The sequence below is a fragment of the Flammeovirga kamogawensis genome, assembly GCF_018736065.1.
GTDB classification, from domain to species: Bacteria; Bacteroidota; Bacteroidia; order Cytophagales; family Flammeovirgaceae; genus Flammeovirga; species Flammeovirga kamogawensis.
The window spans coordinates 1,045,111-1,067,054 of the sequence record NZ_CP076128.1 but is presented as its reverse complement, the minus strand read 5'-3'; the positions used below and the strand labels follow the sequence as shown (position 1 = coordinate 1,067,054).

Here is a 21,944-nt window from a genome sequence, read left to right as displayed (position 1 = left end):
CTTAAGGAATTAGTTCTATTAGAATTATTAAATAGTGGCGTTTTAACGCTTTATTCTGTATATTCAAGTAGGCTCACCACAAAAACTAGTTATGAATAAATTATCAGTAGAAGAATTACTTACACAAAAAAAGTACAATGAGGTTATCATTGTATTAGAAGAAAGAGTTGACAAGTTTGAATTAGTAGACCTCAAAGAATTTTTAATTTGGGCTTCTTGTTACGAGAAAAAAGGAGATTATGAATCAGCTCTTCATGTATTATCAATTGCTTATTTAGAAGAGTATGATTCTATTCAATTAGACAATGAATTTGATCGGATAAGAACACTTCAAGAGAATGTAAATCAAGGTATTATTCAACTTGGGGAAGGACTTACTTCTAGTGAAGAAATCTCATTAATAAAGGCAACATTCCAATCACTTATAGAACACAATGTATTTGATGAAGCACTAAGGATTTGGGAGGATATTATTGTTCAACTAAAAGGAAAAGATATTGGAGAATTATGGTTTGGAAACATTGCCTCGAACCTTTTTCAGAAATTAGATGAAAATGTAATAATGAAATTACCTACTAGGAAAAAGCTACTTGATACCGTAATTTATTATTATATCTCAACGTCTAAAGTATATGATGCAAATTACCAACATGCACTCCGATTACGACAAAGATCTTTTTAAAAGTACTAATTTATAGGTGCTATTTCGGTTATCTGAAACTCTACGCGTCTATTTTTTTGTTTTCCCTCTACAGAATCATTAGTGGCAATTGGGTTTTCTTCTCCTTTACCACTAATGGTTAATCTACTTGCAGCAATACCATTTTTCACAAGGTAATTCTTAACAGATGCAGCTCTCTTTTCACTTAACCATTTGTTGTAATTCACACTTCCTTGGTTATCTGTATATCCTGTAATCTCAACTTTTTTAATAGATGGCTCTACACTCAATAAGTCAACCATTCTATCTAATTCAGCATAAGAAGATTTTTGAAGGTAACTACTGTTGTGCTCATAGAATATATTTTTTAAAATTAACGTTGCCGTTTCTTCTAAAGGTACTAAGTGAAGGTCTTGTATAGCCTGAATTTCTAATTTCTGATCTGTTAAATCAATATGTTCACTTTGCGACATAAAACCAGTTGATGTAGCTAGGAATGAGTATTCTTTACCCAGGGGTAATGTTATATAGTAAGTGCCTGTTGTAGCATTAGAAAATACGGTTCCAACTTCTTCTTGGGTGATTAAATCAGTATAAATAATTTTAGTATGAATTGGTTGTTGAGTTGTCTTGTTTAATACTTTACCACTTACTAGTGCAACAGGTTCAGGCGGAAGTAAAATAGGTAGTTTTACAGTATATATATCTTTATCACCATTTTCAGTTACTCTACTAAAAAAACCAATATCTCCAGATATAGGAATACACAAATCAGACTCATCGGTTGCAGAATTAATTGTTGGTCCTAGATTTTCTGGTGTACTCCAATTTTCCCAAGAATCGTCTAATCTTTTTGTAGCAAAAATATCGCTTCCTCCAAACCCTTGATGTCCAGTTGAAGAAAAATATAATGTTTTTTCATCAGTTGATAAAAATGGCGAAGTTTCTTTTCCTAAAGTATTGATACTCGTGCCTAAGGATTTCGGTTCCGACCATCTATTATTGTCATCTTTAAAACTAACATACAAGTTGGTTACAGATTCTGTTCTATTATCAGTTAATGCCATAAGCATCACTTTTCGACTGTTTGATAAAAAGAAATCAGATTTTTGTTCTAATAATTGTACATTAGGAATGATGATTTGTTCTTGCTCAACCCAATTAGAATCTGCTAATTCTAGTGTGCTTAATTGAAAATCAGTACCACTTTCATCAATAATAGACAAGGCTGTAATTCCATCAGGGCTTATTGCAGTTATATATTTGTGTAGGAAATTGATACTAGAATCAATTGTTACGGCTTTTGATATCCATTGATCGAGACTATCTAAATAGGCTTCGAAAAGTAAAGGAAATCCCTCGTAAGAAGTTCTTGTGAATAATAATTTATCACCTCTAATATCTAAAGTAGGGTTAGATTCATCTGCGGGTGTATTTAAAGCAGTACTAAGAGGTTTTGTCAAAACGCTAGGAGCCAGGTCTTTACTAATTTGTGGTAAAATACTTATTGTTTTGGCCGATTCTGAAACCCCAATTGCATCAATACCACATAATCTAATAGATGATTTCGCTTTTAAAGTTACTTTAATTGATGTAATAGGAGTAGCAATCTTTTTAAAGAAGTAATTACTATTCTGACTGCCAAATTTAATATGAGCAGCTTGTTGGTTATAAACAGTTATAAATTGATCATTACTTAAAACCTCAACTTTCTGAACTGCATTATGGTAAAAAGCTTCGCAAATAATAATCTGATTAATATTACTTATTGGAGCAGCAAAACCAATTTGAATAAATGCACTAGTATCTTCATCAGACAACCAAGCAAGAGGGTTTCTATTTGATTTGAGCGGTACATTTGGAATGCCTATAGCTTGAGTAGCACCAAAAGCAGCTTCACTATATTGAGATGAATAATCTAAAACCGTGTCTGCCCAGTAAATAGTTTGTGAAAAACCATTACTATTATTTAAAACAAAAAAGAGAAGCGATATATATAAATACTTAATCAAACTGATAGCTGTTTAAAAAGGAAATAGAGTGCTTCTTTCAGAATTAAAGTTGAAAGAAGTACTTACATGAACTCAATATAATACAAAAATAGAGATGTTTGAGTAATATGAAAAAGATAAGAAACTTCATTTTACTTATCATAAGTAGTAATAAATCGTTAACAATTACATTTTATTAAAATAATTGAAAGATAATTGACCAAAACGTATATCTTTTTTTTTAATGTACTTAGCTTTGTAGCTTAATTCAAAATCAGATATGAGTAATTCAAAAAGAATTTATTTAGTTCGTCATGGTCAGACGGCATACAATACGAAAAGAATTGTACAAGGTCGTAAGATTGATGCAGATTTAAACGAAATTGGTCAGAAGCAAGGAAAGTTATTATTCGATGCTTACAAGGACTTTAAATTCGATAAATTATATGTTACTTCTTTAAAAAGAACACATCAGACAGCTAAAGGGTTTATTGATAAAGGATTAGATTATGAAATAATTCCTGAATTTGATGAAATGAATTATGGTGATTTTGAAGGTAATTCAATTGATGATTTTACTGTAGATGGTAAAACAGTTCAGAGTATTTCAGACGAATGGGAAGCAGGGAATTTTGATGCTTTTCCAAAGAATGGAGAAACACTCTTTGATGTTTTACAACGATTGGCAGTTGGGTTAGAAAATATAATGCAAAACGAAAATGAACGTAATGTTTTAATTTGTATGCATAGTCGCTCTATTCGAATATTCTTATGTCTTCTTCTTGATATGGATTTTGATGAGATGAAGAATTTTGCCCCTAAAAATACAGGAGTAACTACTTTGGAATATAATGAGTACACTGGAGCGTTTAAGTTAGTTGAATTTAATAATGTAGATCACTTAGGAGGTGATCCTGAATTAACATTTTTACCTCAAAAACCTGGAGCTGAACAAGAACAAGCTGCAGCACTAGAAGAGAAAAGAAAAGAAGATGAGGGATTAGGTTTCAGAAAATTCAAATTAAACAAACAATTATATACCGTTTGTGATGAACTTGGATATACAGAACCAACACCTATTCAAGATAAAGCTATTCCTCTTGTATTATCAGGACACGATTTATTTGGGATTGCCCAAACAGGTACTGGTAAAACGGCTGCTTATTTATTACCACTATTATTTAAAGCTAAATACGCTCAAGGGAATGATCCTAGGGTGCTTATATTAGTACCAACAAGAGAGTTAGCTATTCAGGTTGGTAAAGAAGTTGAAAAATTAGCAGTATATACTGGTTTAAGACATGCGGTAGTTTATGGTGGTATTGGACCAAAAACACAGATAGAGGAAGTAGAAAAAGGAATTGATTTATTAGTTGGTACACCTGGTAGAGTAATGGATATTTATTCTAGAGGGAAATTGAAAACTAAGTCAATTAAATATATGGTACTGGATGAGGCTGATAGAATTATGGACATGGGTTTTATGCCACAGATTCGTCAGATGTTAGAAATTATTCCTAGAAAACGACAGAACCTTTTGTTCTCTGCAACTATGCCAGATGTCGTTGTTCGTTTAAGTGAAGAGTTCTTAGAATTTCCTCAAAGAGTTGAAATTACTCCACAAGCGACTACTGCAGAAATGGTAGATCAGTTTGTTTATTTCGTACCTAACTTTATGACGAAACTCCACCTTCTTGCTTATTTAATGAATACCGATTCTTCATTATCAAGAATTATGGTGTTTGTCCGTAAGAAAGATCATGCAAATGGAGTTGCTGCATTTTTACAAAGAAATACAGAGGGTGAAGTAAGGGTTATTCATGCCAACAAAGGTCAGAATGCTAGAATAAATAGTATTGATGATTTTAAAGAAGGAAATGTACGTGTTTTGGTAGCAACAGATGTTGCTGCAAGAGGTATTGACGTAAGTATGGTATCTCATGTAGTTAACTTTGATGTTCCGGTAATGTATCACGATTATGTTCACCGTGTAGGTAGAACAGGTAGAGCGAATAATACAGGTGTTGCCTATACTTTCTGTAATCCAGCAGAGAAATATCATTTATTAAAAATTGAAGAAGTTATTAATAAAGAAATTCCTGTTTTAGAAATGCCAGAGGAAGTGGAAGAACAAGAAGCTCCACAACATGAAATACGTGATATGGCAATGGAAATTGACCGTCAGAAACGTAAAGAAGATCCTAATTTTAAAGGAGCTTTTCATGAAAGGAAAAAGAATAAAGATAAAGTGGATAAAAACCGCAGAAATAAAAATAAAGTTTCTATCGATAAGCAACGTGCAAGTGGTAAAGTAAGTGCTTATATCTCACAAGGTAAGTCGAAGAAGAAATAATTTAAAAGGTAAGTTGAAATTGAAATCAACTTACCTTTTTTGTTTTCACACGGTCTAATGACCATAAGCCACCTCCGTTAATTATTAAAAATAGACTTCCCAATAGCATAGCAAAGTCTGTTCTACTTGCATGCATCATTACCCAAAAGCCATCATTTTGTAAAATAGCTAATTTTGTTGTTGCCAAAGCTGTGAGCATTATCATAAAAGTAAAGAAGCTCCCTAAACGAGTCATCAAGCCAAGCAGAATTAATAGCCCGCAAATTATTTCTAAACCTCCAATTAAATTACCTAAAGTTTCAGGAAATGGTAAGCCAATTTTTTCAAATCTTCCTACCCCACGAATTGCTGGAAATAAGAATTTTTGTATTCCTTCTGATAGAAAAACAATACCTACCATAATTCTGATGAGAAGTATAGATTTTGAATTTTTTGTTTGAATGAGTTCTTTGTACATCTGCAATTATTAAAAAGTAATATGATTGAATTGTAAAGATGGATTTTTAAATCACTTTTAATGAGGTGTTTTTGAAAAATTGATGGAATAAATGAATAATTAGATTGGCTATAATCTTAAAAAATCAAAATATGATGTATTTTTGCAATTATGTTGCAAAAATACTTCGTCACTTTATTACTCTTATTATTCCCCCTCTTTGTTTTCTCTCAACAAACCACATTTAAGGGTGTAGTTGTTGATGATGAAACAAAATCTCCTTTAGAAGGGGTTACCATTCTTGTTGAAAAAACAGGTAATGTAGTAGCAGTTACTACACACGATGGACGTTTTCAATTTGTGAGTGATGAAAACAAAAAATCGATTCAAACAATTATTCACTTTTTAGGCTTTAACGAGAAAAAGGTAACGTTATATGCCAATAAAATAAATGAGGTAGAGATTGATCCTTCTTTAGAAGAGTTAGAGCAAGTAGAAATTCACGAACATGGTCATGATGAATTATCACTTTCTGGAATGAATTTGATGAGTGTAAATTCTTTTACGCTTGAAACGCAAAAGGCTACCACAATTTCTGAGACTTTAGCAAAAACACCTGGGGTATCATATATAAGTACAGGTGTTGGAATCTCTAAACCAACTGTAAGAGGTATGGCTGGATCTAGAGTGGTTGTAAGTGTTGATGGTGTAAAACTAGAAGACCAACAATGGGGTATGGACCATGGTTTATCTATAGGTCAATCTACAGTTGATGAAGTAGAAATTGCAAAAGGGGCGGCAACTTTAAAATATGGATCTGATGGTTTAGGTGGGGTAATTAGAATGAAATCTCCAGAACCTTTAGGCGAAAATAGCATTGAAGGAAAAGCAGGTATAACTTACCGAAGTAATAACCAATATATAGGGGCTGACTTTAAAGTAAACGGGCAAAAAGAAAGAATATTTTACCAACTAGCTGGTGGATATGAAGATTTTGGAAATTATAATGTACCAGCTGAAACTTTTGATTATTTAGGTGGAATTTATAGAATTGATAATGGAGTATTAGTAAATACGGGTGGAGATATAGGTAATATAAAGGCTACCGTTGGGTTAGAAACTAATAATTGGATTAGTAGTATTTCTTATTCTATGTTTAAAGAATCTGTAGGTCTATTTCCTGGAGCAACAGGTATCCCTTCTCAAAGTTGGTTGGATAGTTTTGGAGATGAAAGAAACCCATCTGTTCCTAAACAAGAAATTTTGCATCAAATGGTAACATGGAATTCCCATCTAGATATTGGTAATGGAGTTTTATGGTTTGATTTAGGGCAACAATTTAATAACAGACAAGAACTTTCTGATCCTACGAGACATGGTAGACCAGAAAGTGAATACGGTTTTGTAGCGAATGAATTAAATTTAAGAACTACATCTGTAAATGTTCATTATGATGTAGAGAAAGAAGACCTGAAGTGGGAGACTGGTATAAATTATGAATACCAAGAAAATGAGCGTAGTGGTTTTGATTTTCTGATACCAAATTACCGTCAAAATACAGCTGGAGGATATGGTATGATTGGTTGGGAAATGACAGAGAAATTAGAATTGATTGGTGGTTTACGATTTGATTACATTTCTTTTGATTCTGAAGAATATGTTGATAGTTATTTTGAAGATCCTCCAAATTCTGGAAATCCTTGGGTGAGAGCCGAAGCGATTTCTAATGATTATTATAATTTTACGGGTTCTATAGGGTTAAAATGGAAATTACTAAAGATTATAGATGCAAATACTAATCTTGCAAAAACTTTTAGAGCACCTACAGCAAATGAATTAGCGGCAAACGGTGTTCATCATGGTACATTTAGACATGAGCAAGGTACTGCAGATTTATCTCCAGAAACAGGTTACCAATGGGATATAAATTTAAGTTACGCAACAAAAAAAATAGCTTTAAGTATTAATCCTTATTTCAATTACTATAGTAACTATATTTACTTATCAGCATCAGGAACTCCTTCTACTTTGCCTGATGGTGGTCAAATCTATAAATATACGGAAAGTGAGGGCTTTTTTACAGGGTATGAATTCTCTCTAAATTGGAATATATCAAAGAAATTTGTGTTTACTAATTCTGTAGAATATGTGTATGCGGTAAATGCCCAAACACAAAGATCATTTCCGTTTGTGCCTCCTTTAGCAACGTTAAACGAGTTGACTTTTACTCAACCTGTAAAAAGTGGTTTTTTTAGTAAGCCCTATATTTCCGTAAATGCAGAATTAGTTCAAGCACAAAATAGAGTAGATAGGAATGAACTTGCTACAGATGGTTATGCTGTAATGGGACTAAAAATGGGTACAGGTTTTCATATGAAATCAATATACGGAAATCTTACATTTAGAATAGATAATCTTACAGATGCTAATTATATGAGGCATCTATCTAGATATAGAATATTAAATTTACCAGAGCCTGGACGTAACTTTTCAGTTAGTCTTTCTAGTTGGTTTTAATCAAAAAGTGAAGGCTGTTTACAACTAAATTCTAAAAGAAATCTTTCTGCATGAGTGGAAAGATTTTCTTTTTTAAGACTATCCATTTTATCATAATTATTTATAAGCATACTAAGTCTCGGATTTTTCTTCATACTACTTCTCTGTTTGTTCATGAAACGCCAAAATAATCCGTCCCAAGTTTTTTGCCATTCCCCTTTTTTATAATTGCTCATTTTAATGACATAATTGCTACTGCTTATATAAGGCTTTGAAGCCATCAATCCTCCATCGGCAAACTGACTCATACCATAAACATTCGTCACCATTACCCAATCGTATGCATCAATAAATAATTCCATAAACCATTTATAAACTGCATTGGGATGAAATTCACACAAAAGCATAAAGTTACCAAGTAGCATCAACCGTTCAATATGATGACAATATCCTGTAGCTAAAACCTTTTTTATACAATCATCAATTGGAGGTATTCCTGTTGAACCATTATAAAAAGAATCGGGTATTTTAGTAGTGAAATTCCAATAATTAGAAGTTCTTTCTTCACTTCCTCTTATTTCGTAAATCCCTCTAATAAATTCCCTCCATCCAATAAGTTGCCTAATTAAGCCTTCTGTAGAATTTAATGGAATTTCATTTTTTGAAACAAAATCAAGAATACGTTGTATAACATATTGTATTGATAATAAGCCAGTATTTAAAAGAGGAGATAGTAAGCTGTGATTTAGAATGTTTTCGTTATTTACCATGGCATCTTCATAAACACCAAATTCTCTAAATCGCTCTTCTAAGAATTGATCTAACCACAATTCTGCCGTATTAAAATCTGTTGGGTATAAATTATTTCTATTTATTACACCATAATTTTTAGGGAAATACTTCTCAGTGTACTCAATAGCTTCATTATGGGTTGCTGTTGCTGTACAAAATTGTACTTTTGGAGGTGTTTTTTTCGCAGGATACTTTTTTCTATTATCACTATCAAAAGACCATTGTTCGCCAATTGGTTGAGTATCTTTATCAATGAGAATATTTAATCGAATTCTCTGTGCCTTGTAAAATTTTGAGTGATAATATTTTTTTACCGTTTTATTTAGTAACCTTTCATTGATCTGTTTTGTATTAAGAAAAGAAGGATTTTCTAACAGGTTTAAATTGATATTATTTTTTAAACAAGTTGATTTCAAACGACTTTCTAGCCAATTATCAGTAGGGTCTATGGCTACAATTTCATTTATGTCATTGCCTATATATTCAATAATGTTTCTTATGTCATTATTTTGATGACTTTCTATATACAAAACGTCTTTACCCAATTTCTTTAAATAACTTTCATAGTTTTTCATAGATGCTCTATGAAATGCAATTTTTTGTTTGTGAAACTTATACTGATTGAAAAATAAATACTCCTCAATTAAAAGAAATGAATTGTACTGGAGTAAAGGGGACTCTTTTAATAATTGATGGGGAAAAACAATGGCAATAGATTTCATTTAAATAGCTTTTTTGTTGAGGTTATTTCTAGTGTGTAGTATTAAAATACGTTCTTTATCGTTTTTAACTGTACTTTCCTTTCTGTGTCCCCAAATTCTTTTACGTGCTTTTTTACCACTCTCAATTAGGTCTATTATTGGATCTGGGTATTCAAGGTCGCCTAAATTATTAAAAGCCCTATCTAAACGAGTCATCTTCCAAGGTTCATGTATATAGTTGTCTGGTATGTTTTTTAATTCTGGCACCCAACTACGAATAAATTTTCCTTTGGGATCGTGTTCAATAGACTGCTTCACCGGATTGTAAATTCGAATGGTATTAACGCCTGTTGTACCTGCCTGCATTTGAAATTGTGTGTAATGAATGCCAGGTTCGTAATCCAAAAATAAATTTGACAAATGGTATACACCTCTTCTCCAATCTTGATCTAAATGATGACATAGAAAGGAGACAAGCATTGCTCTCATTCTGAAATTTAACCAACCCGTTTCTATTAAACATCGCATACAAGCATCAACTAAAGGATAACCTGTTTTACCTTCTTTCCAAGCAGTTAAAAAGGTAGCATCATTCGTATTAACTAATGTCTCATATCCTCTGTTTACACATTCTGTTTCATAAGTACATTCACTTTCAAATTTCTGAATAAAGTGACAATGCCATTTAAGCCGAGTCATTATTCCAGAAAATGCTCTTTTATTAAAAGCTCTATTCGGGTGATTTTTTAAAAACTGATAGCATTGTTTAATGGATAAATTCCCCCAGGCTAAGTATGGTGATAATCTTCCACATGAAGTACGACTTTCTAAAGGTTTTGAAATGAATTTATGGTAGGTAAATCCTCTACCGTTAGCAAAAGTTTCAAGATACTTGTACCCGTAAATTTCTCCTGCTGGTTGAAATGAATTAGAGTAATTTTTATAATTATTTTTAATGCGTATGGGCAGAGGAGCAGGGTTAATTATTTCAAAAGATTTATTATTGCTGTATTTATTTTCTATGATGGGAGTATTCATAGTTGAAAACCAATTTTTATCCCAATCTATTCTATTTTTTATTCCTCGTTGAATCCCATCCCTTTGATACTCTATCCATTCGATACCATTTGATAGGAATGCTTTTTTTAAAGCAATATCACGTAAATAGGTTTTTTTTATGCCACTTTCTTGATAACTAAAAATGGTTTTAATTCGATAAGTAAATGATATTTTTTCAAAAATTTCAATTGCCTCACCGTACATTACTTGCACCTTATGATTGTTTTGTTGCAATACAGCGTTCATTGTTAATAAAGATTGGTATTGAAACTGAAGGTGACGTAAAGAGGTATCTTTATAACAATTACAACTTGGCTCAAAGATGAATACAATTACATAAGGTAAATTACTTTGTTCTGCTTCATGTAGTGCTCTATGGTCTTGAGTTCTTAAATCTCTCTTTAACCAAACAATATTAATTTCTTTAGTTTCCATGAGAATAGGTCAGTTGATATGGGTGAAAAGATTATCGTTTTGATATTTTATTTCCAGATATCATTCTTTGCCTAGAGCATTTAAATCTAGAAATTTCATTGTTTCTTTTTTTGATGTGCTTGTGATTTGTAATGGAGTGCACCCTTTTTCTCCAAAGATTAAAACTTGATCTTTTTAGTTCTCTTCTCATTAGAGAGATAACATCAGCTTCTGTATAGTTAAATTGATATTCTATGGCCGAAAAAGGAGTTCTATCTTCCCATGCCATCTGGATAATTCTATCAATTTCTTCTGAGGTTATTTGTGGTGTTGCCATTTTTATCATTTTATATAAAACAGAAACACCTTCTAATTGTTTTTAGGTAAATAAGTATTCATAAAAAAAAGGTGAACCATTTCTGATTCACCTTTTCATATAAATTGAGTTGGAATTAATTATCCAACAATTTTTTGAGTCAATAAAGCAATTTCTAATTCTTCATTAGTTGGAACAACTAAAACTTTAATTTTAGAATCAGCAGCTTGAATTTCTTCAATTTCAGAAGCTCTTAATTTATCATTCTTAGCCACATCTAAAGAAATGCCTAAAAATTCTAAATCATTTGCAGCTAATAAACGAACACCATGATCGTTCTCTCCAACACCTGCAGTAAATACAATTGCATCAGCTCCGTTTAACGCAGCCATGTATGCACCAATATATTTTTTGATACGATAAGTATACATGTGTAAACCTAAGATTGCAGCTTCATCACCTGCATTAAATCTCTCTTCTATATCACGCATGTCACTGTCACCAGTAATACCAAGCATACCAGATTTCTTGTTAAGTAAATCATATACTTCGTCAGATTTCATACCTAATTTATCAATTAGATAGAACACTACAGCAGGGTCAATATCTCCTGAACGAGTACCCATCATTAGGCCATCAAGAGGAGAGAAGCCCATAGAAGTATCTATACATTCACCATTACGTACAGCTGACATTGAACAACCATTTCCTAAGTGAATTGTAATTACTTTCGAATCTTTGCCTTTAAGACCTAAATAATCTATTGCTGTTTCTGAGACATATTTATGAGATGTACCATGCATACCATAAACACGAACGCCGTTCTTTTCATATAATTCTGCAGGTACTGCATAACGATATGATTTTGAAGGCATAGTTTGGTGAAAAGCAGTGTCAAAAACAGCTACTTGAGTTGCTTTAGTAAATATGTTTGTACAATCTTCTATACCCTGTAAATTGGCAGGGTTATGAAGTGGAGCAAGTTGGAAACATTCTCTAATTTTTTCTTTTACCTCAGTTGTAATTACTGTTGGTTTATTAAAGAATTCACCACCGTGAACAACTCTGTGTCCAACTGCTTGAATATCGTCTGTATTTTGAATTACACCATTGTCTGCATCTGTAAGTAAAGCCACTACTTCTGTAAGGCCAACATTATGATTAGGAATAGGTAACTCTTTTTTAACTTTAGTAGCATTTCCTTCAGCATCAAATGTTTTGTGCGTTATGATACCAGATTCTAAACCGATTCTTTCTACAATACCAGAGCAAAGTACTACAGTACCTTCCATCTCAAATAGTTGGTATTTTAACGAAGAACTACCTGCGTTTATTACAAGAATTTTCATTTGAATATAAGGAGTTATTATGATTATTAATGTGCAAAAATAAGAAGATTACCTCTCCTAATAGAAGAGGTAATCTTAATATGTTTAAAGGCTGTTATTATTCTACTGCCCAAAAATACTTTATGATTGGTTACCTTGGATAGCAGTTATAATAACTGTATTCAAGATATCTTCTACTAAACAACCTCTTGATAAGTCGTTTACTGGTTTATTTAAACCTTGTAGAACAGGACCGATAGCTAATGCACCAGTCTCTCTTTGTACTGCTTTATATGTATTGTTACCTGTGTTTAAATCAGGGAAGATCAATACATTTGCTTGACCAGCAACATCAGAACCAGGCATTTTTTGAGCACCAACTTTAGCATCTACAGCCGCATCGTATTGAATTGGACCTTCGATTTTTAAGTCAGGACGTTTTGCTTTAGCAATTTCTGTTGCTTTACGTACTTTTTCTACTTCCTCACCAGATCCAGAAGCACCTGAAGAATAAGATAACATTGCAATTTTTGGTTCAATACCAAAAGAAATGGCTGTTTCTGCAGAAGAAATAGCAATTTCAGATAATTGCTCTGAGTTAGGGTTAGGATTTACAGCACAATCACCATAAACTAAAACTCTATCAGGTAAACTCATAAAGAAAACAGAAGATACTACAGAAGTACCAGGTTTTGTTTTGATTACTTGTAATGCTGGGCGGATTGTTGCTGCAGTTGTATGTACTGCACCAGATACCATACCGTTTGCATCTCCCATTTGTACCATCATAGTACCAAAGTAAGAAACGTCAGACATTGCATCAGTTGCCATATCTAAGTTCATACCTTTATGTTTTCTTAATTCATAAAGAGTATTCACGTACTCATTGAATTTAGAATATTTTACAGGGTCGATAATTTCTACTTGAGAGAAGTCAATATTAACGTGGTTGTTACGCGCAACGTCAATAATTTCTTCTTCTTTACCCAATAAGATTATATCTACAATATCTTGAGTTGCTAAGATTGCAGAAGCTTCCAAGATCCTAGGATCGTTTCCTTCTGGAAGAACAATTCTTGATCTCTTTTGTTTTGCTCTTTGTGTAAGCATGTATTGGAACATCTTAGGTGTCATTCCTTCCACCTTAACTGTACTTAGCAAGTTATCTAATAACTTGTTGTCTACATGCTTAGCAAATAATTCTTTTGCATAAGAAATACGCGTTAAATCATTTGCACGCATAGATGCTGTTACTTCGTTTGCATCATTTGCTGTAATATATGTGTTATGATCTACTGAAAGAACAGGGATCATATCTTGCATACCTTCAATTACACGTTTAATCGACTCATCAGGTGCTAAGCCTGTAGTTAATAAAATACCTGCAATATTTGGGTAGCTTTGTGAACGATGAGCTGATAATGTTCCTAAAACAATATCACCTCTATCACCTGGTGTAATAACTAAAGAATTAGGTTTTACTTTAGGTAAGAAGTTTTGCATTTGCATTGCAGCAATAGTGATATTGTCTACAAGTACATCCAAATTATCTTCACCGTATAAAACTTTTGCTTTTAAATGCTCTGCTATATCTCTAATAGTAGGGCTTGAGATTCTTTCGTCGCCTGGAATAGTTGCTAAAAGCATTTCTTCTTGAGCAAAATTATCTGCAAGAACTACGTTTAATTCATTAATGATATCTGCGTCAACACGGTTTACAACAGCACCAATAACTTTACAGTCGTTAGAGCTAAAGTCATCAATAGATACTCTTAGAGCATCCGTACATTCGTGAACAGATTTATTGTTTGCATTGGTTAATACCAATACTGGAGATGCTAAGTTTTTAGCAAACTCAATATTAAGGCTGTGTTCTAAAGTAATTGAATTTTTGTAATCGCTACTTTCAATTAAAATAAAGTCAAAACGCTCTTCTAATTTCTTATACTTAGAGATAACAATCTCTAGCATTTCATCTTTTTTACCTTGTGATATAAGCTCATTAGCTTTTTTTAAAGTTAAACCGTAAGCTTCTTCGTGAGTTAAATTTAATCCAAAGTGTTCGATGACCAATGAAATATGCTCATCTTCTTTTCCTGATTGATAGTCCCCGATAACTGGTTTAAAGAATCCTACTTTTGAACTTTTTCTTAGTGAATTCTCTAAAATACCTAAAGCAACTAAAGCTTTACCACTATTGGGCTCAGCTGTGCTAATGTAAATCGAATTTGTCATTTGATTTTAATGGTGGTTTTATAATTTCTCGTTTAATTTTTAATCACAGGTCAAAATAAATAGATGACCTGTGATAAATGCTAATATTTATATGTAATAAACCGTAATTACTTTACGGCTATACATGATATTTCTATACCTACATCTTTTGGTAGGCGAGCAACTTGTACAGTTTCTCTTGCAGGGGCTGTTTCTTCTTTAAAATATGTTGCGTATACAGAGTTGATTTTAGCAAAATCGTCCATATCACGAACAAAAATACTACACTTCACAACTTCCTCAAAAGTCATGTCTGCAGCAGCCAACACATAGCCAAGGTTTTTCATTACTTGGTGCGTTTCATTTTCAATAGAATCGTTAATGAAACTACCTGTTGACTGGTCAATTCCTATTTGACCAGATACATAAAGTGTGTCTTTTGATAAAGTAGCTTGAGAATAAGGACCTAGCGGAGATGGTGCTAAATCGCTGAAAATTATTTTTTTCATGAGAGTGGTATAATTATTAATCGATCTACAAAAATATATAGATAGTTTTACCCTCATAGTGACACATGTCAGTTTTTGCATTATTTATGCAAAATTTGCTGTGTTTGTATTAACAAAGTCCTGCAATTTTCAAGAAAAGCATCAGTTTTCTCCATTAAATTGTTCTCATTAAAGTTTTCAGTTTTATAATCATTCTCTAACGAAGCGATTAAATCTTTAAGTGAGTTTACACCAAGAATTTGCATTGATGGTTTTAATTTGTGCACTTGTTTAGATAAGTTCTCCCAATCATTATATTTTTTTGCTTCATTAATTCCAGCAATGCCCTCTTTAAGCGTAGAATTGAAAGAATCCAGCATTTTAGTAATAAATGAGTCATCTCCTCTGGATAATATTTCTAGTTGAGATAGATCGTACATCTTATTATTTTGTGGGGTACTCATAGTGATTAGGCTAATGTTAATATTTGGATAATTTTTTCTCTTGAATCAATTTGTAAATTTTAGACTTACTCATATCAAGTTTGTCTGATACAAAGTTCACCTTTCCTTTGTACTTTTTCAAAAAATATTCAATTATCTCTATGTTATATTCTTCTAAAGTACGCTCTTTTTTAAGCGAAATATCTTCAATTTCTTCATTTTCTATCAACAAGTCACCTGCTTTAATGGTCGTATAATCAGAAATTATAACAGATAATTCAATTAAAGATTTTAGCTGACGTACATTTCCAGGAAAATGATAAGAGAGTAATTTTCTTTGTGCATCTGCATGTAACTTTTTTATAGGAGTAATTTTATTATAATTACAAGCTTCTTCAATAAATAACTCTGCTAATTTTATTATGTCACCTTTTCTTTCTCTTAATGGAGGAATTTTTAAAGGTAAACCTAGCAACCTATAGTATAAATCTTCTCTAAATTTATTTTCAAAGACTTCATTCCTAAGGTTTTTATGAGTTGCAGTTACCAATCGAATATCTGTTTTAATAACTTCATTACTACCAATTCTTGTTACTTCGTTCTCTTGTAATACACGCAATAATTTTGTTTGTAAATCAAGTGATAATTCACCTATCTCATCAAGAAATAAAGTACCATGTTTGGCTTCTTCAAATTTACCCAATCTACGTTTAGTAGCACCTGTAAAAGCACCTTCTTCATGACCAAATAATTCACTCTCAATTAAATCTTTAGGAATAGCAGCAATGTTTACAGCTATAAAGGGGTTCTGATTTCTTGTTGACTGTTTATGTATGGCTTGGGCAACAAGTTCTTTACCTGTACCAGTTTCTCCAGTAATATTTACATTAATTTTTGTGGTTGAAGCCTTTTTAATTATTTCAAAAACCTTCTTGATTTCTTCAGAATCACCTTTAATAATGTCATTTATTTCTGTTGATGCGTTTAACTGAAAAAAGTTATGTCTCATAGAGTTTAAACATTTTTTTAGCCTTTTGATAAAGAAATCATTGTTGAGCAAAAAGGCATTAAAGCCAATTTCTTCCAAAGCATCTGCATAATCAATGTCGTTTGATTCTGAAATTGCAACAAGTTTAACCTCTGATGATTTTTTCCTTACTGATCTAATCTCTTTTTTAATAGTTTCAAAAACGATAAGAGCATCATCAATAAATAAAATGTTGGGTATAAAATCAGAAGCAATGAAATCTGAAAAAGAGCTGTAATATTTAATTACATCTTCTTTAGAAGTAGTACTTTCTAAAATGATTTGTGAGAATTGATATGTAGGAGAAAGAATGCCTAATTGCATAAATAGTTGTACTAAAATTCCATTTGTTGAGGTATAAATTTAAAGTTTTTAATGCGATAAGAAAATAATAAACAAAAAAAGAGGCTGAATTCAATATTCAACCTCTTGCTATTTCTTGAAAGAAAGGGGGGTTATTTATTTAACTGATGAAACAAATAAGTCTTCCTTTTCTACATGTCTTCCTTTTAATGCTTGTATGTGTCTAGCATTGTTTCCTTCAATCTTATTAATTAATTGAATTTGCTCCGCAGAAGCTTCAAAAATTACTTGATTAATGTGCCAAGATACCGTTTCAGTATAAGGAGGAGTAGTTAATGAACCATTGTAATGATAATAATGCTTCATTTCTTCACATCCATATTTTCCAAAAAGATCTTCTAAGTTAACTTCGTTTTCGTTTACACTAACAATGCCAGTGTGATCTTTAGGAATACGGTTAATAAACTCATTTAAGAATTTATTTTCTTTTCCCATTTTAAATAAAACACCAATTACTAAATAATGGGGTTTATCAGAAGAATCGTTTTGAAGCACGTTTACCATATGCATTTCCATAGGGTAAGTAATGCCATCTATTTGATGTTCTGATGGTGTATGAAAATGTAGTTGTTTGAAATTATAACTAACATCATCATAAACAAGTTGAGAAGTACTGTCAAAATCTAATTGTACAGAATGCCCAGTATTTTCTACAGCATTACAGTGTACATCTAAATTTAATTTTGATTTTTTTACTCCCTCAACAGAAGTTGATAAAATATTTATTGGAGATTGAATGTCTCCAAATTCTCCAGTTGGAACTGCATACGCAATACTTTCTGAGGAAGTGGTATGCGTAGAATCACAAGACGTGAACAAAAATCCAATAAGCGCGAAAATTATGAGTAAGTTTTTCATATTGAAAGTGATAATACAATTAGCTCTTTAAATAACACATCACAAAAGTCCTTAAAAAAAATATTGGCTATGGTGATTATCGATTACAAATTTAGGTAATATTCATCACTATAATTGAAAAAGGTTATTTATAACGATTTGTTCAGAAAGTGTGTTGAAAATTGCAAGATGTTTTATTTATAACAGATTGTGTTATTTAGGTATTTTAAATGTTTTTATTTCCTCTAAAGAGAAGTACCTATCATATTTGTATTATTAATTAGATAACAATACAGAAAAATATAAAGTGTTAGTGCGATGTTAGTTTACAAATTCGGAGGAACTTCAGTAGGGTCAGCAGAAAGAATGATCCAAGTAGCAAGTCTAGTAAAAGGTGGCGAGTCTAAGATTGTTGTATTATCAGCAGTTTCTGGAACTACAAACTCTTTAGTTGGTATTTGTGATGCGTATTATGCAGGTGACAAAACATTAGTAACGTCACTTGTAGAGGAGTTTCGTCCAAAATATGATAAACACATTTATGAACTTCTTCAAAATGAAAATTCTATTGCTGAGGCAAATGAATTAATGGAAGAAAAGTATACGTTGTTAAAATCTTATGATGTAGCTTCTTTTTCAGGTGTTCAAGAAAGAGAAATTCACGCACAAGGTGAATTGATTTCTACAAAATTAATGCACTTATATTTAACAGAGCAAGGTTTAAATGCAGCGTTAATTCCAGCTTTAGATTTTATGCGTACAGAAAATGGGGAACCAATGTACGATGAAATAGAAAATAGAATTAAAGAAGTTCTTGCAACTTACCCTGCAACTGACTTGTTTATTACACAAGGTTATATCTGTACAAATGAGTTTGGACAGGTAGATAACTTACAGAGAGGAGGGAGTGACTATACTGCTTCTATTATTGGTGCTTGTATTGAAGCAAAAGAAGTTCAAATTTGGACTGATATTGATGGAATGCATAATAATGATCCTCGTTTTGTGGAGGGTACAAAAGCAGTAGAACGTTTAACGTATGATGAAGCTGCCGAATTAGCTTATTTTGGTGCTAAAATTCTTCATCCTTTAGCAGTTTTACCTGCTCAGAAAAAAGATATTCCAGTTCGTTTAAAAAATACAATGCAGCCTGAGGCATTCGGAACGCTTATCGGACCAACTTCTGATGAGTCAATTCCTGTAAAATCTGTTGCTGCAAAAAATGGCATCGTTGCAATTAAAATACGTTCAAGTAGAATGCTAATGGCGTATGGTTTCTTAAAGAATGTTTTTGAAGTTTTCGAAACATATAAGACACCAATTGATATGATTACAACTTCTGAAGTAGCTGTATCTCTTACAATTGATAATGATGAAAATCTTGAAGCTATTGTTAAAGATTTAGAAGCATTTGGCTGTGTTGAAGTAGATACTGAACAAACAATTGTTTGTGTTGTAGGTCAATTATTAGTTGAAGATTCTAAAGTGGTATCTTCTGTAGTTGATGCGTTAGAATCTTTACCAATTCGTATGATATCATATGGTGGTAGTAAGAGTAATATTTCTGTATTGATTCCAACGCAGTACAAGAACCAAGCACTTAATTTATTGCACCAAGAATTATATACAAAAGAGTTAGTTTAAGTACTTATCTCATAAAATTCAAAAGAAGTCATCTGTTTTAAAAAATAGATGACTTCTTTTTTTATGTTTTAAATTTACGATTCTGAGCTGCGGATGTTAATATGTTTATGTTGTATAGTGTAGTTTATCAACTAGTTAACAATAAATAATAATTTGATTTTAAACCTATTTTGATAAAACTTTTCGTTTTTATCAAAAAAATAAGTGGTACCTATGCAGATTGTAAGGATTTTATCGTTTTTATCTTGATAATACTATAGATTATTCAACATAAAGAGATGAGATTTTATATATTATACAGTTAACTTTTTTCTTATACCTATATTTACAGGTAAAAAAATATAATTTCATCTCAGACAAATACTTTTACTCCCTTAAATGAAGTTTAAATTTGGACATATAATGCTCACCTTTTTGCTTAGTTTCTTACTAAGTAGTGTGGTTTCTTATGCCCAAATGAACTCTCAATTAGCACAATATTATAAAAGAAGAGCAAAAAAGTATCTAGTTAAAAGTCCTCATCTTTATGAGTATTTTTCTATTACGAATAGAGGAATTACGATTTACCCATCACCACAACATAGAAAGCAAGGTATTGCAGAATTTTATGTTGGTTGGAATGAATTGAGTACTTTAAAAGATGTTTTTGAATATGGAGATAGGTCATTTCAATATGAAGTGTATCAATCTAAAGGGGTTAAACCATTTACTCAAGAATTTAAACAAACTGTAAATATCCTTAAAAGCATAACTACGTTTGTTCCTACTTCAATTATGAAACCTCTTTCTGGTATTCGTGTAGCAATCGACCCTGGGCATATTGCTGCAGATATGGATATGGCAAAAATTGAAGGGAGATTTTTAGAAATGAAGTTAGAAGATGGATCAAAAGTAAACCTTAAAGAAGGTGATTTAACGTTAACAACAGCTTATATTCTAAGAGACTCTTTGATAAAATATGGAGCAGAAGTGTACCTTACAAGAGATATTGCAGGGAATACAGGTGCATCAAAAGTCCCTTATCAAGATTGGAAAAAAAGATATTTACGTTCTAAATTACATGAACAGAAGCTTACTAAAAAGCAAATGTTGCATGTAATAAATCATGCACCAGAATCTAGAATTTATCGCCAATATTATTTACAGGATGACCTTGAAATAAGAGCTGAAAATATAAATTATTTTAAACCTGATGTAACAGTTGTTTTGCATTACAATGCAGATGAACTAAATGTGGGCTGGAAAAAGCCAACAAAAAGAAATTTCAGTATGGTGTTTGTTCCTGGTTCTTTCATGAAAAATGAGCTTGCATCTAAAAGAGATAGGTATGATTTTCTTCGCATTTTAGTAAGTGATTATACGAAAGATTCCTATTACCTTAGTAAGTTTATAATGGATGAATTTGTGGATTACCTAAAAGTGCCAGCAGTAGATCCAATTACTGAACCAAAATATTTAAAGGTGGTAGGTCTTCCGTTAGGTACTGGAATTTACGCTAGAAATTTACGCCTTTGTAGATTGTTAAATAGCCCAATGTGCTATGGAGAGCCACTATTACAAGATAATGTGGATGAACTGAAACGATTAAATAATAATAATTATGCTGAAGGTAAAATTGCTCCTCGTGTTATTGAGGTTGCAAATAGTTATTTTTATGGCATTTTAAATTATATAAACTATCAAAAAAGTAAAAATACGCCATAGTACTTTTAATGCTTCTAAGTGTTGTATTACCAATTAGCTCGAAATTTTAGTTGGTCAAATTCGTATAAAACAAAATATTATAATAAATTGCACCTAACATAATAGCAACACATATAAATTTAAATAACAAACAATCAAAAATGTCAACGTTAAAGAAAGCAGTTCTAAGACTCGATCAGACCGACCGAAGAATCTTAGATATACTCCAGAAACAGGCTAAGATAACTAATGCTCAGTTATCTAAAGAGATTGACTTGTCTCCAGCGCCTACGTTAGAGCGTGTAAAAAAACTTGAAAATTCAGGTATAATTGAGAGTTATCATGCAAAGTTAAATACTAAAGCATTAGGCTTAGGTGTAACAACTTTTGTAAACGTCAAAATTGAGAAACATAATCAAGAGAATCATACTTCTTTTTTAAAACAAGTTGATCAAATTCCTGAAGTAATCGAATGTCACCATGTAACTGGTAATAGCCATTACTTATTAAAAGTTATTACAACAGATATTGAAGAATATCAAAGAGTTCTTTTAAATAAATTAAGTGAAATTAAAGAAGTAGATGATCTGCAATCAATGATTGTATTGTCTTCTCCTAAAGATGCTCACACTATTCCAGTTCCTTAACGGAATAACTAGCTACTTTCTACTACAATTTACATTTAAACCTCTTATACA

General features: G+C 31.8%; 17 protein-coding genes. 6 read left to right on the top strand and 11 right to left on the bottom strand.

Annotation, left to right across the window (positions count from 1 at the left end; translation table 11 throughout):
- The first annotated feature begins 91 nt into the window (after positions 1–91).
- A complete protein-coding gene (locus KM029_RS04225) occupies positions 92–682 on the top strand; it encodes a hypothetical protein (protein WP_144075531.1) in 591 nt (196 codons plus the stop codon).
- A gap of 5 nt (positions 683–687) precedes the next feature.
- Here KM029_RS04225 and KM029_RS04220 read toward each other — a convergent pair whose 3' ends face one another.
- Positions 688–2,673, bottom strand: coding sequence for an OmpA family protein (locus KM029_RS04220; RefSeq protein ID WP_144075530.1), 1,986 nt, complete (start codon positions 2,671–2,673; stop codon positions 688–690).
- A gap of 259 nt (positions 2,674–2,932) precedes the next feature.
- Here KM029_RS04220 and KM029_RS27145 point away from each other — a divergent pair, with 259 nt between their 5' ends.
- Positions 2,933–5,005, top strand: coding sequence for a DEAD/DEAH box helicase (locus KM029_RS27145; protein ID WP_394367542.1), 2,073 nt, complete (start codon positions 2,933–2,935; stop codon positions 5,003–5,005).
- Between the two features lie 25 nt (positions 5,006–5,030).
- Here the strand turns inward: KM029_RS27145 and KM029_RS04210 are convergent, their stop codons facing one another.
- Positions 5,031–5,462: a DoxX family protein gene (locus KM029_RS04210; protein ID WP_144075529.1), complete on the bottom strand. Its 432-nt coding sequence runs from the start codon at positions 5,460–5,462 to the stop codon at positions 5,031–5,033.
- 150 nt (positions 5,463–5,612) lie between these two features.
- Between KM029_RS04210 and KM029_RS04205 the strand changes: the two genes are divergently transcribed.
- Positions 5,613–7,958 carry a TonB-dependent receptor gene (locus tag KM029_RS04205; protein WP_144075528.1) on the top strand — a complete coding sequence of 782 codons (2,346 nt, stop codon included), beginning with the start codon at positions 5,613–5,615 and terminating at the stop codon, positions 7,956–7,958.
- Here KM029_RS04205 and KM029_RS04200 read toward each other — a convergent pair.
- The 9 genes from KM029_RS04200 to KM029_RS04160 all read right to left on the bottom strand — a co-directional run bounded on the left by KM029_RS04200 (position 7,955) and on the right by KM029_RS04160 (position 17,940).
- On the bottom strand, positions 7,955–9,451 hold the full coding sequence (locus tag KM029_RS04200) for a cryptochrome/photolyase family protein (RefSeq protein ID WP_144075527.1): 1,497 nt from the start codon (positions 9,449–9,451) through the stop codon (positions 7,955–7,957). The two genes, KM029_RS04205 and KM029_RS04200, sit on opposite strands and share 4 nt — an antisense overlap.
- Positions 9,452–10,924, bottom strand: a complete 1,473-nt coding sequence (locus tag KM029_RS04195; protein ID WP_144075526.1) for a cryptochrome/deoxyribodipyrimidine photo-lyase family protein — start codon at positions 10,922–10,924, stop codon at positions 9,452–9,454.
- A 31-nt stretch (positions 10,925–10,955) separates the two neighbouring features.
- Entirely contained in the window at positions 10,956–11,240 is a 285-nt protein-coding gene (locus KM029_RS04190; RefSeq protein ID WP_144075525.1) for a TIGR03643 family protein, read from the bottom strand.
- Between the two features lie 119 nt (positions 11,241–11,359).
- Positions 11,360–12,568: an acetate/propionate family kinase gene (locus KM029_RS04185; RefSeq protein ID WP_144075524.1), complete on the bottom strand. Its 1,209-nt coding sequence runs from the start codon at positions 12,566–12,568 to the stop codon at positions 11,360–11,362.
- Between the two features lie 120 nt (positions 12,569–12,688).
- Complete coding sequence (gene pta / locus KM029_RS04180; RefSeq protein ID WP_144075523.1) at positions 12,689–14,782, bottom strand: phosphate acetyltransferase; 2,094 nt, start codon at positions 14,780–14,782, stop codon at positions 12,689–12,691.
- Positions 14,783–14,889: 107 nt separating this feature from the next.
- Positions 14,890–15,270 (bottom strand): Rid family detoxifying hydrolase, encoded by a 381-nt coding sequence (locus KM029_RS04175; protein ID WP_144075522.1) that lies wholly within the window; start codon positions 15,268–15,270, stop codon positions 14,890–14,892.
- A gap of 80 nt (positions 15,271–15,350) precedes the next feature.
- Entirely contained in the window at positions 15,351–15,713 is a 363-nt protein-coding gene (locus KM029_RS04170) for an Hpt domain-containing protein (protein ID WP_144075521.1), read from the bottom strand.
- A gap of 16 nt (positions 15,714–15,729) precedes the next feature.
- Positions 15,730–17,043 (bottom strand): sigma-54 interaction domain-containing protein, encoded by a 1,314-nt coding sequence (locus KM029_RS04165; RefSeq protein WP_144075520.1) that lies wholly within the window; start codon positions 17,041–17,043, stop codon positions 15,730–15,732.
- A 135-nt stretch (positions 17,044–17,178) separates the two neighbouring features.
- Positions 17,179–17,940 (bottom strand): carbonic anhydrase family protein, encoded by a 762-nt coding sequence (locus KM029_RS04160; protein ID WP_144075519.1) that lies wholly within the window; start codon positions 17,938–17,940, stop codon positions 17,179–17,181.
- 297 nt (positions 17,941–18,237) lie between these two features.
- On the opposite strand from KM029_RS04160, the gene KM029_RS04155 reads away from it, so the two are divergent.
- From KM029_RS04155 to KM029_RS04145, 3 genes are all read left to right on the top strand, one after another.
- Positions 18,238–19,563: an aspartate kinase gene (locus tag KM029_RS04155; protein WP_144075518.1), complete on the top strand. Its 1,326-nt coding sequence runs from the start codon at positions 18,238–18,240 to the stop codon at positions 19,561–19,563.
- Positions 19,564–19,941: 378 nt separating this feature from the next.
- Positions 19,942–21,267, top strand: coding sequence for an N-acetylmuramoyl-L-alanine amidase (locus tag KM029_RS04150; protein WP_144075517.1), 1,326 nt, complete (start codon positions 19,942–19,944; stop codon positions 21,265–21,267).
- A 140-nt stretch (positions 21,268–21,407) separates the two neighbouring features.
- Positions 21,408–21,893: an Lrp/AsnC family transcriptional regulator gene (locus KM029_RS04145; protein ID WP_144075516.1), complete on the top strand. Its 486-nt coding sequence runs from the start codon at positions 21,408–21,410 to the stop codon at positions 21,891–21,893.
- The last annotated feature ends 51 nt before the right edge of the window (positions 21,894–21,944 follow it).

Excerpts from the sequence above, each read along its gene's own strand:
- KM029_RS27145 (WP_394367542.1), top strand. The coding sequence starts at position 2,933 with ATGAGTAATTCAAAAAGAATTTATTTAGTTCGTCATGGTCAGACGGCA.
- KM029_RS04165 (WP_144075520.1), bottom strand. The coding sequence starts at position 17,043 with ATGCAATTAGGCATTCTTTCTCCTACATATCAATTCTCACAAATCATT.
- KM029_RS04185 (WP_144075524.1), bottom strand. The coding sequence starts at position 12,568 with ATGAAAATTCTTGTAATAAACGCAGGTAGTTCTTCGTTAAAATACCAA.
- KM029_RS04150 (WP_144075517.1), top strand. The coding sequence starts at position 19,942 with ATGAAGTTTAAATTTGGACATATAATGCTCACCTTTTTGCTTAGTTTC.
- KM029_RS04205 (WP_144075528.1), top strand. The coding sequence starts at position 5,613 with ATGTTGCAAAAATACTTCGTCACTTTATTACTCTTATTATTCCCCCTC.
- KM029_RS04155 (WP_144075518.1), top strand. The coding sequence starts at position 18,238 with ATGTTAGTTTACAAATTCGGAGGAACTTCAGTAGGGTCAGCAGAAAGA.
- KM029_RS04175 (WP_144075522.1), bottom strand. The coding sequence starts at position 15,270 with ATGAAAAAAATAATTTTCAGCGATTTAGCACCATCTCCGCTAGGTCCT.
- KM029_RS04160 (WP_144075519.1), bottom strand. The coding sequence starts at position 17,940 with ATGAAAAACTTACTCATAATTTTCGCGCTTATTGGATTTTTGTTCACG.
- KM029_RS04210 (WP_144075529.1), bottom strand. The coding sequence starts at position 5,462 with ATGTACAAAGAACTCATTCAAACAAAAAATTCAAAATCTATACTTCTC.
- KM029_RS04145 (WP_144075516.1), top strand. The coding sequence starts at position 21,408 with ATGTCAACGTTAAAGAAAGCAGTTCTAAGACTCGATCAGACCGACCGA.
- KM029_RS04190 (WP_144075525.1), bottom strand. The coding sequence starts at position 11,240 with ATGGCAACACCACAAATAACCTCAGAAGAAATTGATAGAATTATCCAG.
- KM029_RS04200 (WP_144075527.1), bottom strand. The coding sequence starts at position 9,451 with ATGAAATCTATTGCCATTGTTTTTCCCCATCAATTATTAAAAGAGTCC.
- pta (WP_144075523.1), bottom strand. The coding sequence starts at position 14,782 with ATGACAAATTCGATTTACATTAGCACAGCTGAGCCCAATAGTGGTAAA.
- KM029_RS04225 (WP_144075531.1), top strand. The coding sequence starts at position 92 with ATGAATAAATTATCAGTAGAAGAATTACTTACACAAAAAAAGTACAAT.
- KM029_RS04195 (WP_144075526.1), bottom strand. The coding sequence starts at position 10,924 with ATGGAAACTAAAGAAATTAATATTGTTTGGTTAAAGAGAGATTTAAGA.
- KM029_RS04170 (WP_144075521.1), bottom strand. The coding sequence starts at position 15,713 with ATGAGTACCCCACAAAATAATAAGATGTACGATCTATCTCAACTAGAA.